The following is a 15892-nucleotide window of genomic DNA, read 5'->3' as shown; positions in this document are numbered from 1 at the left end:
TGTCCTGAGGCGCGGGCGGGCAGGCCGGAGCCGCCCGCCCGCGTCCTTCAGCTCCAGGCGAGCATGCGCAGCGGGTCCTCCAGCATCGCGCCGACGTCGCGCAGGAAGCGCGAGCCGAGCTCGCCGTCGATGACCCGGTGATCGAACGACAGCGCGAGCGTGGTCACCTTCCTGACGGCCAGCTGCCCGTCCACCACCCATGGCGCGTCCCTGACCATGCCGAAGGCCAGGATCGCCGCCTCTCCCGGGTTGAGGATGGGGGTGCCGGTGTCGACGCCGAACACGCCCACGTTGGTGATCGTGATCGTGCCGCCCGCCATGTCGGCCGGTTGGGTACGGCCCGCCCGCGCCGTCTCGGTCAGCTCGCCCAGCGCCGCCGCGAGCGACGGCAGGTCGAGGGCGTGGGCCGACTTGATGTTGGGAACGACCAGGCCGCGTGGGGTGGCGGCGGCGATGCCCAGGTTCACGTAGTGCTTGACCACGATCTCCTGCGCCGCCTCGTCCCACGCGGAGTTGATCATCGGGTAGCGGCGGGCGGCGACCAGGACGGCCTTGGCGACCAGCAGCAGCGGCGACACCCTGACCTCGGCGAAGTCGGGCAGCCCCTTGAGCCGCTGGACGGCCGCCATCGTCTCGGTGACGTCCACCTGCAGGAACTCGGTGACGTGCGGCGCGGTGAAGGCGCTTGCCACCATCGCCTGGGCGGTCATCTTGCGCACGCCCTTGATGGGCACGCGCTCCTCGGCCACCTCCGGCGCCCCCTGGCGTGCCGCCTGAGCCGTGGGGGCGGCCTGAGCGGGCTCCTGGGCGGCGGCGTGGATGTCGTCGCGGGTGATGGAGCCCTGCGGTCCCGTGCCCCGCAGGGTGGCCAGGTCGACACCGAGGTCCTTGGCCAGCTTGCGGACCGGCGGCTTGGCGAGCACCTGGGCTCTTTCCTGACCCGTGCGCGGCGCGGGAATCTGCCCTGCCTCGGCTGGAGCGACGTGGCCGGGGAGCGCGACGCGCTCGGGGTTGGCCACCTGACCCGCCTGGCTCTGAGCCGCCTGTGCCTGAGCCGGCTGAGCCTGAGCCGGCTGCGCCTGGCCGGGTTGGCCGGCGCCCTGGCCGGGGGTCTTGCGCGTGCGGCGCTTGACGGCCCCTGTCTTGACGCCGTAGCCCACCAGGACGGGCGTGCGCTCCTCCTTGGGCGCGGGACCGCCGTGCGCGCCGGGCTCGACGGCGCCCTCGGCGGGCGGGCGCGGCACCAGGTCGTCGGCCAGCGCCTCGAGCCGGTCCGCCGGGCCCTCGGTCGAGGCGGCGGACGGCGCGCCCGCCGTACCCGAGGGGGCGGCTTCGCCGGTGTCGACGGCGATGATGGGCAGCCCGACGTCGACCGTCTGACCCTCCTCCGCCAGCAGGTCGGCGACGACGCCCGCCCACGGGGAGGGCAGCTCGACGATCGACTTGGCGGTCTCGATCTCCACGACGATCTGGTTGACCTTGACGGAGTCGCCCGGCTTGACGTGCCAGCGGACGATCTCCGCCTCGGTCAGGCCCTCTCCGACGTCGGGGAGCTTGAATTCGCGACGCATTCGAGGTCCCCCTCTCAGTAGGTGAAGGTACGGTCGACGGCCTCGAGGATCCTGTCGAGGTCTGGCAGGTAGTGGTCCTCCAGCTTCGAGGGCGGGTAGGGGGTGGAGAAGCCGCCGACCCTCAGCACGGGTGACTCGAGGTGGTAGAAGCACGACTCGGTGATCCGCGCCGCGAGCTCGGCGCCGAAGCCGTTGTAGACGGGCGCCTCGTGCACCACGACCACCCTGCCCGTCTTGCGGGCCGAGTCCATGACCTTGGGGAAGTCGAGGGGGTTGAGCGAGCGCAGGTCGATCACCTCGAGCGAACGCCCCTCGTCCTGGGCCGCGGTGGCCGCCTCCAGGCAGGTCCTGACCATGGGGCCGTAGGCGAGCAGCGTGACGTCGGTGCCCTGCCGGACGACGGAGGCCTCGTCGAAGGGTGTCCACCAGTCGGTGGAGGCGGTGTCGACCTCGGCCTTCTCCCAGTAGCGGCGCTTGGGCTCGAAGAAGATCACCGGGTCGTCGCTGCGGACGGCCTGCTGGATCATCGAGTAGGCGTCGGCGGGGTTGCTGCAGGCGACGACGCGCAGGCCGCCCGTGTGGGTGAAGTACGCCTCGGGCGACTCGCTGTGGTGCTCGACGGCTCCGATGCCGCCTCCGCAGGGGATGCGGACGACGACGGGCAGCTTGATCGCGCCGAGCGAGCGCAGCGGCATCTTGGCCAGCTGCGTGATGATCTGGTCGGCGGCGGGGAAGACGAACCCGTCGAACTGGATCTCGCAGATGGGCCGGTAGCCCCGCAGGGCCAGGCCGATCGCGGTGCCGACGATGCCCGACTCGGCGAGCGGGGTGTCGATGACGCGGTCCTCGCCGAAATCCTTCTGCAGACCGTCGGTGACGCGGAAGACGCCGCCGAGCTTGCCGACGTCCTCTCCCATGATGAGGACCTTCGGGTCGTCCTCCATCGCCTTGCGCAGGCCCTCGTTGATCGCCTTGGAGAGGGTCAGAATGCTCATGACTCGAAACCCTCCAGGTAGGCGGCGTACTGGGCGCGCTCCTCCGCGATGAGCGCGTGAGAGCCCGTGTAGACGTGGTCGAAGATGTCGAGCGGCCCGGGGTCGGGCATCTCCAGGCAGCGCCTGCGCAGGTCGGCGCCGAGATCCTCGGCCTCGGCCTCCACCGAGTCGAGGAAGGCCTGGTCGGCCAGCTCGTTCTTGAACAGGTACGCCTTGAGCCGCTCGATCGGGTCCTTGAGCTTCCACGCCTCGAGCTCGCTGGCCACGCGGTAGCGGGTCGGGTCGTCGGTCGTGGTGTGGGCGCCCATGCGGTAGGTGAAGGCCTCGATCAGCGTGGGGCCCTGCCCCTCTCGCGCGTTCTTCAGCGCCTGGCGGGTGACGGCCAGGCAGGCGAAGACGTCGTTGCCGTCGACGCGGATGCCGGGGAAACCGAAGCCCGAGGCGCGGCGGTAGAGCGGGATGCGGGTCTGCTTCTCCAGCGGCTCGGAGATCGCCCACTGGTTGTTCTGGCAGAAGAAGACGATCGGGGCGTTGAACACGCTGGCCCAGATGAACGACTCGTTGACGTCGCCCTGGGAGGTGGCGCCGTCGCCGAAGTAGGCGATGGTGGCGGCGTTGGCGCCGTCACGCTGGATGCCCATGGCGTAGCCGACCGCGTGGAGGGTCTGGCTGCCGATGACGATCGTGTAGAGGTGGAAGTTGTGCTCGGCCGGGTCCCATCCGCCGTGGTTCACGCCGCGGAACAGCCCGAGCAGGTTCACCGGGTCCACGTCGCGGCACCAGGCGACGCCGTGCTCGCGGTAGGTGGGGAAGGCCATGTCGGCGTCGGTGAGCGCGCGGCCCGAGCCGATCTGCGCGGCCTCCTGGCCGAGCAGCGAGGCCCAGATGCCCAGCTCGCCCTGGCGCTGAAGGGCGACGGCCTCCAGGTCGACACGGCGGACGAGCACGAGGTCGCGGTAGAGCGACCTCACTTCTTCGGGCGTCAGGTCGATGTCGTAGTCGGGGTGCTCGACCCTCTCCCCTTCGGGGGTGAGCAACTGGACGAGCTCCGGAGGTGCGTCAGCACCACGAGAGGCGTCGACGGTCACGTGCCACTCCTGTGCGGTCGGGGCCGGTTCGCTGGGGTTGCCATGCTTTGTCCGGCCTTTCCGGCGTACGGCCCATCTGGTGGTGGTTCGTACGCGTTTGGGGACATCGTGGCAGAGGTCACATCCCTACGCGCAAGCCCCATGCCCTCCCCGTTCCCGATGCGCCGCCGGTGAACCTCTCGCGAGGGATCTTCCACCGTGTCCCCACGGCGACCGGCGTGGGGGTGACGGTGGGTGAGCTCCGAGGGGGCACTAGGCTGAACGCCGCAAGCCGTACCCACCTTTCAGGAGGAGCGCCGTGGCGCGCGTAGTCGTCGACGTCATGCTCAAGCCGGAAATCCTCGACCCGCAGGGTCAGGCGATCGCCCGCGCGCTGCCGCGCCTGGGCTTCTCCGGCGTTTCCGAGGTGCGTCAGGGAAAGCGTTTCGAGATCGAGCTCGAGGGCGCCGCTGACGAGGCCGCCCTTGCGGACGTCCGAAAGATGGCCGAGACCCTGCTGGCCAACACCGTGATCGAGGAGTACACGGTGAGGGTCGAGGGGTAGAACAGCACATTTGACACCTGGAATTGGCCATAGCGGCTTAAAGCCAGGTTTCGTCGTGCCACAATCCCACGGGCTTACCAACACTAAATAACAACAACGTGATTTTGCGGTTAGCCCTGATTTCACGGGGAAACCTACTCCAGGTGAGATTCTGGCACCCGGAGGGGTCCGGTGGATATTGAGTTCTCGTTGGCGCTGCCCAGGGATGCGATCGGCATCCCGATGGTCAGGCGAGTGCTGGGTGACGCGATGCGATCACTCAGCGTGAGCGAGACCTGCATCTCCGACATGCTGCTCGCGGTCTCAGAGGCCTGCTCCAACGCGGTTCGCCACGGCGGTCCCGCCAACAGGTACGAAGTGAGCGCGGCGATCGGCTACGGCCGCTGCGACGTCAAGGTGGCCGACTCGGGAGCCGGGCTTCCATCGATGCCGCTGCACTACCCGCCGCCCGAGACCGAGAACGGGCGCGGCCTGCTCATCATGCGCTCGGTGGTCGACGAGATCTCGTTCGGCATCACGCCGGGCCGGGGCACCACCGTCCACCTGCGTAAGCGCCTGGCCTGGGACGACGAGGAGGGCGCGCGCCCGCGCGAGCTCGCCGCGGTCTGAGCCCCGCGAAACGTCACCTGACGACAGCGGATACCCTTGAGGAACCGCCGCAGACCACCGTCCACCCTGACGAGACGGTGGCGTGGCGTGCGCATTTCCTCCGGAGGGGACGAAGTCATGAGCGCTGCCCGTGTGGGCGTTGTCACGTTTCCAGGAACTCTCGACGACCAGGACGCCGCCCGTGCCGTACGGCTGGCGGGCGCGGAGGCGGTGCCGCTCTGGCACGGCGACCACGACCTCAAGGGGGTCGACGCGGTCTTCCTGCCCGGTGGTTTCTCCTACGGCGACTACCTGCGCTGCGGGGCGATCTCCCGCTTCGCGCCACTGATGGAGGAGCTCATCCCGGCCGCGAAGAGCGGGCTGCCCATCCTGGGCACGTGCAACGGGTTCCAGATCCTGTGCGAGGCGCACCTGCTGCCAGGCGCGCTGACCCGCAACGCCTCCCTGCACTACGTCTGCCGCGACCAGCGGATCAAGGTCGAGTCCGCCTCCACGACCTGGACCTCGGCCTTCGAGCCCGGCCAGGAACTGCTGCTGCCGGTCAAGCACGGCGAGGGGCGCTACGTCGCCTCGGCCGAGACCCTCGAGGCGCTTGAGGCCAACGGCCAGGTGGTCTTCCGCTACGTCGGCGGCAACCCCAACGGCTCACTGAACGACATCGCGGGCATCTCCAACGAGACCGGCACCATCGTCGGCCTCATGCCGCATCCCGAGCACGCGGTCGAGGACCTCGTCGGCGCGCCCAGCACCGACGGGCTCGGCTTCTTCACCTCCATCCTCAAGAAGCTGGTGAATGCATGAGCGGGAGTGAACCCGACGCAGTGAGCGGAGAGGCGGGCCGAGGAACGAGGCACGCCGCGGAGCGAATGAGGAGTGGTGAGCGACCCATGAACACGGACTCCGTGAAGCGCGCTGCGGAGACGCCCGACGAGGCGATGCCGTTCGCCGAACTGGGGATGAAGCAGGACGAGTACGACAGGGTCAAGGAGATCCTCGGCCGCCGTCCCACCTCCTCCGAGCTGGCCATCTACTCGGTCATGTGGTCCGAGCACTGCTCGTACAAGTCGTCCAAGGTGCATCTGAAGCAGTTCGCCACCAAGGCGCCCGAGTCCGAGGCCCTGCTGGTCGGCATGGGTGAGAACGCGGGCGTCGTCGACATCGGCGACGGCTGGGCGGCCACCTTCAAGATCGAGTCGCACAACCACCCCTCCTACGTCGAGCCGCACCAGGGCGCGGCCACCGGCGTCGGCGGCATCGTCCGCGACATCATGTCGATGGGCGCCCGCCCGATCGCCGTCATGGACGCGCTGCGCTTCGGCGGCGCCGACCAGGCCGACACCAGGCGCGTGCTGCCCGGGGTCGTCGAGGGCATCTCCTCCTACGGCAACTGCCTGGGCCTGCCCAACATCGGCGGCGAGGTCGTCTTCGACCCCTGTTACATCGGCAACCCGCTGGTCAACGCGCTCTGCGTCGGCCTGCTGCGCAAGGACCAGATCAAGCTGGCCACCGCGCCTGGGCCCGGCAACAAGGTCGTGCTCTTCGGCGCCTCCACCGGCCCCGACGGCATCGGCGGCGCCTCGGTGCTCGCCTCCGCCACCTTCGAGGACGAGTCCGAGGCCAAGCGGCCCGCCGTCCAGGTGGGCGACCCGTTCATGGAGAAGCTGCTCATCGAGTGCTGCCTGGAGCTCTACGCCGCCGACGTGGTCGTCGGCATCCAGGACCTCGGCGCGGCGGGCGTCTCCTGCGCCACCACCGAGCTGGCGGCCAAGGGCACCGGCGGCATGCACGTCGACCTCAACCTGGTCCCGCTCCGCGACTCCTCGCTGCGTCCCGAGGAGATCCTGATGAGCGAGTCCCAGGAGCGGATGATGGCGGTGGTCTCCCCCTCCGACATCCCCGCCTTCATGGCGATCTGTGAGAAGTGGGACGTGCCCGCCGTCGTCATCGGCGAGGTGACCGACACCGGCAGGCTCGTGATGACCTGGGACGGTTCGGTCATCGTCGACATCCCGCCGGGCACCGCAGCCGACGAGGGCCCCGTCTACGAGCGGCCCTTCCACGAGCCCGCCGGTCAGACCGCCCTGAACCAGGCCGTCGACCTGCCGCGCTCCGAGGACCTGCGGGCCACGCTGCTCCAGCTGCTCGGGTCGCCGAACCTGGCCTCCAAGGAGTGGGTGACCTCCCAGTACGACAGGTACGTCCGCTCCAACACCGTCCTGGCCCAGCCCGCCGACGCCGGCATGCTGCGCATCTCCGAGGTCATGGACGGCGCCACGCCGACCAACCGCGGCATCGCACTGGCCACCGACGGCAACGGCCGCTACGCCAAGCTCGACCCCTACGCCGGCGCGCAGCTGGCCCTGGCCGAGGCCTACCGCAACGTCGCGGTCACCGGTGCCAAGCCGCTGGCCGTCACCAACTGCCTCAACTTCGGCTCGCCCGAGGACCCCGAGGTCATGTGGCAGTTCGCCGAGGCCGTACGCGGGCTCGCCGACGCCTGCAAGACGCTCGGCGTCCCCGTGACCGGCGGCAACGTCTCCTTCTACAACCAGACGGGCAGCGCGGCCATCCACCCGACGCCCGTGGTCGGCGTGCTCGGCGTCATCGACGACGTCGCCAAGCGCGTGAGGTCCGGATTCGTCGAGCCGGGGCTGCGCATCGCGCTGCTCGGCGAGACGCGCGAGGAGTTCGGCGGGTCGGAGTGGGCGCACGTCGTCCACTCGCACCTCGGCGGGCTGCCCCCCGAGGTGGACCTGGTGGCCGAGCAGGGGCTCGCGTCGGTCATGGTCGAGGCGGCCGCCCGAGGGCTGGTCGCGGGCTCGCACGACCTGTCGGACGGCGGGCTGGCGATCGCGCTGGCGGAGGCGTGCCTGGCCAGGGGCGTCGGCGCCACGGTCTCGCTGGTCGGCGACCCGTTCGTGGACCTGTTCAGCGAGTCGTCGGCTCGGGCGCTGGTCGCGGTCAGGCCGGAGGCGTTCGAGGAGTTCGCGGCGCTGTGCGCCTCGCACGAGGTGCCGTGCTACGGCCTCGGCGAGACGGGCGGCGACGCGCTGGTGGTGGAGGGGGTCCTGGCGATCTCCGTCGCGGAGCTGCGCGACACCCACACGAAGACGCTGCCCGCGCTGTTCGGCTGAGACGTCGCCTGCGAAGGGGGGCCGGTCGTCCGGCCCCCCTTCGTCGTGTTCGTCAGGAGCTCTTCAGGCACACGACGTAGACGATGCCGCTCACGCTGGTCCCGTGGTTGCCGCCGTAGGTCTTGGCCTCGGCGCTGGGGGCGGGGCTGGCGGGCGGCGTGGTCGCGGCGATCGCGGCGCCGTGGCCGTCGTTGCCGCCGCCGTTGTCGTCCTTGGCCACCTGGACCGTCCAGCCCCTGCCGTTACCGGTGGGGGCGCTGGCCAGCAGCACGGCGTTCTTGAACGAGGTGAAGGAGAAGCCGCCGCCGGTCGCCACATCGGTGCTCTTGCAGGAGACGGACGCCGAACCGAGCCCCGAGAAGGAGTCCTGCACGGTGTAGGTCGCCAGGCTCACCGAACCACCCGGCTCCCCCTTGGGCCCCTGCGGACCGGTGTCGCCCTTGGGCCCCTGCGAGCCGGTGTCACCCTTGGGCCCCTGGATGCCGGGCTTGCCGTCGGTGCCGTCCTCGCCGTCCGCGCCCTTCGGGCCCTGGGGACCGGTCTCGCCCTTCGGGCCGGTCTCGCCCTTGGGGCCCTGGATGCCGGGCTTGCCGTCGACGCCGTTCTTGCCCGCAGGCCCAGCGGGGCCCTGCGGTCCCGTGTCGCCCTTCGGGCCCTGCGGTCCCGTGTCGCCCTTCGGGCCCTGCGACCCGGTGTCGCCCTTCTCACGGGTGCCGGACAGGCCGCTGGTCGTCGAGCCGCCGATCAGCACCCTCTCCTCCGTCTTCCTGCACTGCGTCGACGGGTTGACGATGCGGGCGTAGCGCGTCTTCTTGTGGACGCACGCGTGCACCTCCTGTCCGGCGGCCGACGAGGCGGTGGCGACGCCACCGATGGTGAAGAGCGAGAGAGCCAGCGCTCCGACGGTGGCCAGGGTGAGCGTGCGCCCACCACGAATCTTGATCGCCACGGATGTCCTTCCAGAACAGGGGTTGCTCATGATGCTCATGAGGTTCACATTTCAACCGTTCCAAAGGATGACGAGGCCACATAACGTACAAGTCACGAAACGGAGCGTGACATCCCTACTGACGAGTGGTCATTTCTGACGCGAATCTGTGTGCAGAACGACACAGTCGTTTCGGCAGGCCCGTGGTGATAATCGGGCGTGGACACCTACCTCCCGCCGGCCACCCAGCCTGTCCGAGTGGTGGTGTGGGCGATTCACCTCGTCCTGCCGCTGCTGGGGCTGTGGTTGCTGCTCGCCCAGCCCCGCGTCAACATCATGTGGCACCACAATCCGAGCCACTTCTGGATGATCGCCGTGGTGGCCGGTATCAACGTGATCCTCGGGCTGATGATCAGCGAGGCGGCGCGCAGGAGGGCCGACGCCAGGCTGTTCCTGGTCTCCATGGTGTTCCTGAGCAGCGCGGGCTTCTTCTTCCTGCACGGACTGTCCACCCCGCAGGTGCTGCTCGACGGTCCCACCCTGGGCTTCGACATCGGCCAGCAGGTGGGGCTGACGATGGCGGCGGTCTTCGCGCTGGCCTCGGCCTTCCCTCTCGGTGCGGCGCAGGCTCGCTCGGTGATGAGGGCGCAGCACCTGATCAGGCTGACCGTCGTCGGGCTGATGGTGCTCTGGGGCATCGCGTCGCTGGTCCCCGGGCTGACCCCGCTCAGCAGGCCCCCGGCCGTCCTGCCGATTCCCTGGTTCGGCTGGTTCTCGGTGCCAGGCCTGGTGCTGTTCGTGGCGGCGGGCCTGATGATGTTCCGCCTGCACAGGATGAGGCGCTCGGCGATCCTGGTCAGCCTGGTCACCGCCTACGCGCTGCTGGCCGAGGCCATGGTCGCGGGCATGTCCCAGCTGAACTGGCACCTGTCGTGGTGGGAGTGGCACATCCTGCTGACCCTCGCCTTCGTCTTCGTCGCCTACAGCGCCTACCTGCAGTTCAGGCGCGAGGGGTCGAGCGCGGGGCTGTTCGACTCGGTGGCGCTGTCGGCGACCGTGGAGAAGATCCAGGCGCAGTACGAGCAGGCGCTGGAGGAGCTGGTCGACCATGTGCGCAGGGGCACGAAGCTGCCTGCCGTACGGCTGGCGGGGCGTTTCCAGCTCACCGAGGGACAGGCGGCGGTGCTCGACAGGGCCGGCGAGGCGCTGGCCAGCGAGCGGGAGCTGTCCGAGCGCCTGTCGGCGCTCGTGGACGTCGGGACCCAGACCAAGGTACGGCTGGCCGAGTCGGACCTGCTGACCGGCGCGCTCGAGCGTGTACGGCAGGTGTACGGCGACGTCCGCATCGGCCTGGTCTCCGACGGCAGGGTGAGCATCGGCTCACGCGAGTACACCTTCAGCGGCACCACCCCCGTCAGGCGCGACGGCCTCATCACCTATCCGCTCACCGTGAAGGGTCACCTCGCGGGCGCGCTCGAGGTGCCGGTCGGCCGTACCACCCAGGACGAGGCGCTGTCGGCCACCCTGGCCAGCCAGCTGTCGATCGCCCTGGAGAACGCCCGCCTGTACGCCGAGCTGGACACGCTCTTCCGGCAGTACATGTCGCCAGACGTCGCCAGCCGCCTGCTCGCCGACCCCGGCCAGGCCGCGCTCGGCGGCGAGCTGCGCGAGCTGACCGCGCTGTTCGCCGACCTCAAGGGCTTCACGACGTTCTCCGAGCGGGTCGCGCCCGGCGAGATCGTCGAGATGCTGAACCGCTATCACACGGCCGCGGTCCCCTGCATCCTGGACAACGGCGGGACGATCGTGCAGTTCGTCGGCGACGCGCTGCTGGCGCTGTTCAACGCGCCGGCCGCCCAGGACGACCACGCCCTGGCCGCCTGCACGGCGGCGCTGGCCATGCAGGAGGCGGCCACGAAGGTCGCCGCCGACGGCTGGCCGACCTTCAGGGTGGGCGTCAACACGGGGATGGCCCTGGTGGGCAACATCGGCAGCCCCGAGCTGCGCGGCTTCAACGCCATGGGCGACGCGGTGAACGTGGCCGCCAGGCTGCAGGGCCTGGCCGAACCTGGAACCGTGGTCATCGGCTCGACCACGCTGGCCCAGGTCAGCACCGCGGAGGCGCGCCCGCTCGGTCCGCTGCGCCTGAAGGGCAAGGAGCAAGAGGTGGAAGCTTTCGTCCTGACCCGCATAATCAGGGCATGACCGCAGAGGCCGGAGAGTTCCTGACCAAGCTGACCCCCGAGGAGATCACGGCGCTGAAGGCGGCGGGCCGCCCGAGAAGCTGGGAGCGCGGGGCGGTGGTGATGTCGGAGGGCGACACGTCCGACTGGGTGCTGCTGCTGCTCGACGGGAGGGTCAAGGTGTCCTCGCACACCAGCGGCGGCACGGAGGTGGTGCTGGCCGTCCGCGGTCCCGGCGGGCTGCTGGGTGACATGTCGGCGATCGACGGCTCGGCCCGGTCGGCGACCGTCACGGCGCTGGAGCCGGTCTCGGGGGTGGTGATCCGCGACTTCCCCGGCTTCCTGGCCACGCACGGCCGCGTCGCCGTCGTGCTGCTGCGGATGGTCACGGGCCGGCTGCGCGACTCCGACAGGAAGCGGGTGGAGTACGGCGCCTTCGACACCACGGGCAGGGTGGCCACGCGCCTGGTGGAGCTGGCCGAACGGTACGGCGAGCAGACCAGCACGGGGCTGCGAGTGGCGCTCCCGCTCTCGCAGGACGAGCTGGCGGGGTGGACGGGAGCCTCCAGGGAGGCGGTGAGCAAGGCGCTCCGGACGCTGCGCGACAGGGGGCTCATCGAGACGGGGCGGCGGCGCGTGGTCGTCCACGACCTCGACGGGTTACGCAGAAGGGCCCGCTAACCCAGGGATAAAACGGACGTACGTCGTACGTCATAGTAGGGGGCATGGTCGCCGCCTCCCCCGACTACACCCTCCGACTCCGCTACGCGTGGCGTGTCTGCTCGGTGACCAGCCTCGGGCTCGTGCTGATCGGCATCGCGGGCAGCACTCTCAACGTCGCGCTCCCCGCCGTCGTCCGCCACTTCCACGCCACGCCCTTCGAGGCGAGCTGGATCCTGCTCGCCTTCCTCCTCGTCAACACCGCCAGCCTCGTCTTCTTCGGCCGCGTGGCCGACCTGCTCGGCAGGCGGGAGGTCTACCTGGCGGGCTTCGCGCTGTTCACCCTCGCCTCGCTGCTCGCCGGCCTCTCGCCCGACGTCTGGTTCCTGGTCGCGATGCGCGTCGTCCAGGCGATCGGCTCGGCGATGATCCTGGCCAACGGGACCGTCATCATCACCGCGGCCTTTCCCCCCGACCGCCTCAGTCAGGGCATGGGCGTCTACATCGGCACCCTCTCCGTCGCCCAGCTGGCGGGCCCGACCGTCGGCGGGCTGATCGCCGAGGCTGCCGGCTGGCAGTGGATCTTCTGGGTGAACGTGCCCGCGGGGGTGATCGCGCTGGTGTGGGGCGCGTTCACGCTGCGCAAGGTGCCGAGAGGGCCGCGTGAGCCCGTCGACGCCCTCGGCAACCTGCTCATCTTCGCCGCGCTGACCGCCTTCCTGCTGGCCCTGTCGGAGATCGGCAACGGCGGCCTGGTGGTGATCGTCGGGGGCGCGGTCACCGCCGTGCTGGTGCCGCTGATCCTGGTGGTCGAGCGGCGGGCCTCGCATCCGGTGCTCGATCTGCGGCTGTTCGGCGGGCGCATGCTGGCCTGCGCCAACCTGGCGTCGTTCTGCAACGCGCTGGCCAGGGCGGCGCTGATCCTGGTGGTCGCGCTCTACTTCCAGGCCGCCCGCGGCGTCGACGCCTTCACCGCGGGGCTCAGCGTGCTGCCCGTGCCTGTCGGGATGGCGCTGGCCTCTCCCATCGCGGGAGCGCTCGGACGGCGCGTCTCGCCGTACGCGCTGTCGATCGGCGGCTCGCTCTTCAGCGCGTCGGGGTTGCTGACCCTCATGCTCACCGCGCGGCCCGGCACGCCGTACTGGATCATCGGGGTGGGGCTCTTCCTGGCCGGATGCGGCAGTGGCACCTTCCTCACCGGCAACACCACCCAGGTCATGAGCGCCCTGCCCGCGGGGAGCCTCGGGGTGGTCAACGGCTTCAGGCTGATGGTCATGAACGTGGGCGTCGTGATCAGCGTGGGCCTGTCACTGACCGTCCTGACCAGCGCGGTCTCCCCCGCGCTGCGCGCCCAGGTGTACGGCGGGACGCTGTCGAAGCTGTCACCGGTGGCGGTGGAGCAGCTGATGTCGGGCTTCCAGCGCACGTACGGCGTGCTGTTCGGGGTGGCGCTCGCGGGCGCCCTGCTGGCGGCGCTCGCCAGGCAGCCCTCAGATCGAGACGGCTAGCTTGCCGAGGGTTCCGCCGGTGAAGTCGGCGATGGCCCGCCGCGCCTCCTCCAGCGGATAGACCCTGGCCACGGGCACCCGCAGCCGGCCCTGGACCACCTCGGCGGCGAGCAGCGCCAGCGTGGCGGGGTTCGGGTCGGCCATCACGGTCGTGGCCTTGAGGCCGCGCTCCCCTGCGTTCTCGGGGGTGAAGTGCACGGTCGAGGCGAAGCGCCCGCCGTCCGCGAGCAGGTCCGCGACGGCCGCGCCGTCGCCCGCGAGGTGGAGGGCCGCGTGCACGCCGCCGGGGGCGACGGCGCGCACCCCCGCCGCCAGGTCGGCGTGGTCCACGGCGTGCGCCGCCCCGAGGCCGGTGACGAACTCGGTCTCGGCGCCAGGTCGCGCGGTGGCGATCACCGTGGCGCCTCTGGAGGCGGCGAGCTGGATCGCCAGCGCGCCGACGCCTCCGGTCGCACCCGAGATCAGCACGCTCTCCCCCGCCTCTGGCGCGACCGCGTCGAGAGCGTTCAGCGCGGCGGTGCCCGCCAGGCCCAGCACTCCGGCGCGGGCGTGGTCGAGCCCGTCGGGCAGGCGGGCGATGCCGTAGCCCTGCGGGACGGCGACGTACTCGGCGAAGCCGCCCTGTCCCAGCGTGGGACGCATGACGACGCCGAACACCTCGTCGCCGACGGCCATCTCGTTCACGCCCTCTCCCACCGCGGCGACCACTCCGGCGAAGTCCTTTCCGATCACCACGGGGAACTCGTACTCGTAGACACCCTTCAGGAAGCCGCCCAGGACGCCGAGGTCGAAGCCGTTGACCGACGAGGCTCGCACCTGGACGAGCACCTCCCCTGGCGCAGGCTCCGGCACCGGCAACTCGGTGACCTCGGGGGCGGCACCGAACGCGGTGAAGGCGACAGCACGCATGGGATTCTCCTTACTGTTTGTGCGTTGGTTACTTCTTGTGCGCGTGTCGAGTCTGGGCCACCATGGCCTGGTGACGGAAGAAGGCACTTTGTCCCTCGTAACGAACACCGATGTGCGCCCCATCGGCGCCGCCGACGCGACCTGCCAGCTGCGCGACGTCCTCGACAGGGTCGGCGACAAGTGGAGCGTGCTGGTCATGGCGCTGCTCGGCGGCGGCCCCAGGCGCTACTCGGAGCTGCAGCGCTCCATCGAGGGGATCTCGCAGCGGATGCTCACCCTGACCCTGCGCAGCCTGGAGCGCGACGGGCTGGTGGAGCGTACGGTCACCCCCACGTCGCCGCCCCGCGTGGACTACGCGCTGACCCCGGTGGGCGAGACCCTGTCGGTGGAGGTCAGCTCGCTCATCCGGTGGGCGGAGGAGCACCGCGAGTACGTGGCGACCTCGCGACTGAGGTACGACGTCCAGACCAGCTAAACCCTCTTTTCCCATCGATAATATGTAGATTTCTCGACCTGTGATCTATGCTGGTTCAGATGCGACACGGAACCGGGGACCAGGAGATCGGCAGGCTCCTGGAGGAGTTTCAGAAGGACGTCACACAGCTCGAACACCTTCGTGATCGGATCACCGAGGTGAGAGGCAGGGGCGAGGCGGCGCAGGGACGGGTGGTCGCCGAGGCGTCGCCGACCGGAGCCCTGATCGGCCTCACGATCGACGCGCGCGCCATGCGGCTCGGCTCCGACGAGCTCGCCGCGGCCGTCCTCGAGGCGGCGGCCGAGGCGGCCAGGAACGCGGAGGCCGGGATCGGCGAGCTCGTCGATCCGTTCATCGCAGGAACCGGGCTGGACGTGGACCGTTGAGGATCAGCCCGAGCCGCGGCAGCATCTACGCCTTCGGCACCCTCGGTCTCGCGGGGTTCGTCTTCCAGATGCTCAACGTCGACTATCCCGACGGCGACCCCGTCAAGGCCCGCGAGGCCCGCGACGTCTGGGCGAGGCTCGCCGAGCGGATCGAGCAGAGCCCGAACCGCACCTACCCCGCGGCCTCGGCCGTGTGGAGGCGCAACGCGGGCGAGGGCGTCGAGGCGTACAAGTCGACGGTGACCGAGGGCCTGTACCCGCTGCCTCCCGCTCTGGGTCACTCCGCCCAGCTCGCCGCGCGGTGCAGGCAGAACAGCGCGGCCTGCGAGGAGTTCGCCGAGGTCCTCGAGACGGCCCAGGACGCCTACCGGACGCTGGCCATCGCCAACTTCGCCAGCTTCGTCTTCCTCACCACCTTCCCCTGGCAGGCGACCGGCGCCTACCACCTCACCCAGTTCCTCATGCGGCGCGCGCAGGCCAGGCTCCTGGCGAAGCTGCTGGAGCACAACATCGCCCGCATCCTGATGAGCAAGCTGACCGAGTACACGATCGGCAGCGTGTTCTTCGCGGCCGGCGACGTGGCCGTGGTGGCGGGGGTGAAGGCGCTGCGCGGCGAGGACGCCGGCTCCTTCGAGGACAACGCCAAGCAGGCGTTGAAGGAGTTCGCCGCGTCGGTCGTCTTCTACGGCGTGTACGACGCCGCCGCGCCCCTGACCAGGACGGTGACCAAGAACGCCGACGTGCAGGCCTTCCTCAACCGGATGGCGGGCGGCTCGATCGGCTACGGCCCCTCCTACGACGCGATGAACGGCCAGACGGGCTCGGAGCTCATCCCGACCTGGAAGGAGACCCTGGGCAGGGCGCTCCTCTACTTCACGATGGCCCACAAACCCGCGGGGTGA

The 15892-nt window shown here is 70.2% G+C and carries 15 protein-coding genes; 10 read left to right on the top strand and 5 right to left on the bottom strand.

Translation table 11 applies throughout. The features are described 5' to 3' along the window. Window positions 1-47: 47 nt before the first annotated feature. The 3 genes from ABFX50_RS37125 to pdhA are packed head-to-tail and all read right to left on the bottom strand — an operon-like array spanning window position 48 to window position 3654. On the bottom strand, window positions 48-1571 hold the full coding sequence (locus tag ABFX50_RS37125; RefSeq protein WP_346153190.1) for a dihydrolipoamide acetyltransferase family protein: 1524 nt from the start codon (window positions 1569-1571) through the stop codon (window positions 48-50). A gap of 14 nt (window positions 1572-1585) precedes the next feature. Then, on the bottom strand, window positions 1586-2566 hold the full coding sequence (locus tag ABFX50_RS37120; RefSeq protein WP_346153188.1) for an alpha-ketoacid dehydrogenase subunit beta: 981 nt from the start codon (window positions 2564-2566) through the stop codon (window positions 1586-1588). Further along, window positions 2563-3654, bottom strand: coding sequence for a pyruvate dehydrogenase (acetyl-transferring) E1 component subunit alpha (gene pdhA / locus ABFX50_RS37115; protein ID WP_346128352.1), 1092 nt, complete (start codon window positions 3652-3654; stop codon window positions 2563-2565). The genes ABFX50_RS37120 and pdhA overlap by 4 nt, the downstream gene beginning before the upstream one ends. A gap of 298 nt (window positions 3655-3952) precedes the next feature. Between pdhA and purS the strand changes: the two genes are divergently transcribed. The 4 genes from purS to purL all read left to right on the top strand — a co-directional run bounded on the left by purS (window position 3953) and on the right by purL (window position 7941). Further along, window positions 3953-4198, top strand: a complete 246-nt coding sequence (gene purS / locus ABFX50_RS37110) for a phosphoribosylformylglycinamidine synthase subunit PurS (protein WP_183654438.1) — start codon at window positions 3953-3955, stop codon at window positions 4196-4198. A gap of 171 nt (window positions 4199-4369) precedes the next feature. Then, entirely contained in the window at window positions 4370-4807 is a 438-nt protein-coding gene (locus ABFX50_RS37105) for an ATP-binding protein (RefSeq protein WP_312895773.1), read from the top strand. Between the two features lie 117 nt (window positions 4808-4924). Then, window positions 4925-5608 (top strand): phosphoribosylformylglycinamidine synthase subunit PurQ, encoded by a 684-nt coding sequence (gene purQ / locus ABFX50_RS37100; protein WP_346153186.1) that lies wholly within the window; start codon window positions 4925-4927, stop codon window positions 5606-5608. Window positions 5609-5694: 86 nt separating this feature from the next. Beyond that, on the top strand, window positions 5695-7941 hold the full coding sequence (gene purL, locus ABFX50_RS37095) for a phosphoribosylformylglycinamidine synthase subunit PurL (protein WP_346153184.1): 2247 nt from the start codon (window positions 5695-5697) through the stop codon (window positions 7939-7941). Window positions 7942-7993: 52 nt separating this feature from the next. Here the strand turns inward: purL and ABFX50_RS37090 are convergent, their stop codons facing one another. Then, complete coding sequence (locus tag ABFX50_RS37090) at window positions 7994-8890, bottom strand: collagen-like domain-containing protein (RefSeq protein WP_346153182.1); 897 nt, start codon at window positions 8888-8890, stop codon at window positions 7994-7996. A 198-nt stretch (window positions 8891-9088) separates the two neighbouring features. Between ABFX50_RS37090 and ABFX50_RS37085 the strand changes: the two genes are divergently transcribed. From ABFX50_RS37085 to ABFX50_RS37075, 3 genes are read left to right on the top strand one after another with little or no spacing between them, the layout of a single operon-like run. Further along, a complete protein-coding gene (locus ABFX50_RS37085; RefSeq protein WP_346153180.1) occupies window positions 9089-11074 on the top strand; it encodes an adenylate/guanylate cyclase domain-containing protein in 1986 nt (661 codons plus the stop codon). After that, complete coding sequence (locus ABFX50_RS37080) at window positions 11071-11733, top strand: Crp/Fnr family transcriptional regulator (protein WP_346153178.1); 663 nt, start codon at window positions 11071-11073, stop codon at window positions 11731-11733. The genes ABFX50_RS37085 and ABFX50_RS37080 overlap by 4 nt, the downstream gene beginning before the upstream one ends. Before the next feature lie 44 nt (window positions 11734-11777). After that, complete coding sequence (locus ABFX50_RS37075; RefSeq protein ID WP_346153176.1) at window positions 11778-13220, top strand: MFS transporter; 1443 nt, start codon at window positions 11778-11780, stop codon at window positions 13218-13220. Here ABFX50_RS37075 and ABFX50_RS37070 read toward each other — a convergent pair. Beyond that, the gene (locus ABFX50_RS37070; RefSeq protein ID WP_346153174.1) at window positions 13203-14129 is read right to left on the bottom strand and encodes an NADP-dependent oxidoreductase; all 927 of its coding nucleotides are present in this window, start codon (window positions 14127-14129) and stop codon (window positions 13203-13205) included. The two genes, ABFX50_RS37075 and ABFX50_RS37070, sit on opposite strands and share 18 nt — an antisense overlap. A gap of 88 nt (window positions 14130-14217) precedes the next feature. On the opposite strand from ABFX50_RS37070, the gene ABFX50_RS37065 reads away from it, so the two are divergent. From ABFX50_RS37065 to ABFX50_RS37055, 3 genes are read left to right on the top strand one after another with little or no spacing between them, the layout of a single operon-like run. After that, entirely contained in the window at window positions 14218-14604 is a 387-nt protein-coding gene (locus ABFX50_RS37065; protein WP_346153172.1) for a winged helix-turn-helix transcriptional regulator, read from the top strand. Window positions 14605-14663: 59 nt separating this feature from the next. Beyond that, a complete protein-coding gene (locus tag ABFX50_RS37060) occupies window positions 14664-14990 on the top strand; it encodes a YbaB/EbfC family nucleoid-associated protein (protein WP_183654412.1) in 327 nt (108 codons plus the stop codon). Beyond that, on the top strand, window positions 14987-15892 hold the full coding sequence (locus ABFX50_RS37055; protein WP_346153170.1) for a WXG100-like domain-containing protein: 906 nt from the start codon (window positions 14987-14989) through the stop codon (window positions 15890-15892). The genes ABFX50_RS37060 and ABFX50_RS37055 overlap by 4 nt, the downstream gene beginning before the upstream one ends.

The organism is Nonomuraea recticatena, from assembly GCF_039533245.1.
GTDB classification, from domain to species: Bacteria; Actinomycetota; Actinomycetes; order Streptosporangiales; family Streptosporangiaceae; genus Nonomuraea; species Nonomuraea roseola.
The sequence above is the reverse complement of the archived record's forward strand: the minus strand, read 5'-3'. Positions and strand labels throughout refer to the sequence as shown.

Bases quoted from the DNA above. Each gene is read 5' to 3' on its own strand.
- ABFX50_RS37060 (WP_183654412.1), top strand. From the start codon at position 14,664: ATGCGACACGGAACCGGGGACCAGGAGATCGGCAGGCTCCTGGAGGAG.
- purQ (WP_346153186.1), top strand. From the start codon at position 4,925: ATGAGCGCTGCCCGTGTGGGCGTTGTCACGTTTCCAGGAACTCTCGAC.
- ABFX50_RS37120 (WP_346153188.1), bottom strand. From the start codon at position 2,566: ATGAGCATTCTGACCCTCTCCAAGGCGATCAACGAGGGCCTGCGCAAG.
- purL (WP_346153184.1), top strand. From the start codon at position 5,695: ATGAACACGGACTCCGTGAAGCGCGCTGCGGAGACGCCCGACGAGGCG.
- ABFX50_RS37070 (WP_346153174.1), bottom strand. From the start codon at position 14,129: ATGCGTGCTGTCGCCTTCACCGCGTTCGGTGCCGCCCCCGAGGTCACC.
- ABFX50_RS37125 (WP_346153190.1), bottom strand. From the start codon at position 1,571: ATGCGTCGCGAATTCAAGCTCCCCGACGTCGGAGAGGGCCTGACCGAG.
- ABFX50_RS37080 (WP_346153178.1), top strand. From the start codon at position 11,071: ATGACCGCAGAGGCCGGAGAGTTCCTGACCAAGCTGACCCCCGAGGAG.
- ABFX50_RS37075 (WP_346153176.1), top strand. From the start codon at position 11,778: ATGGTCGCCGCCTCCCCCGACTACACCCTCCGACTCCGCTACGCGTGG.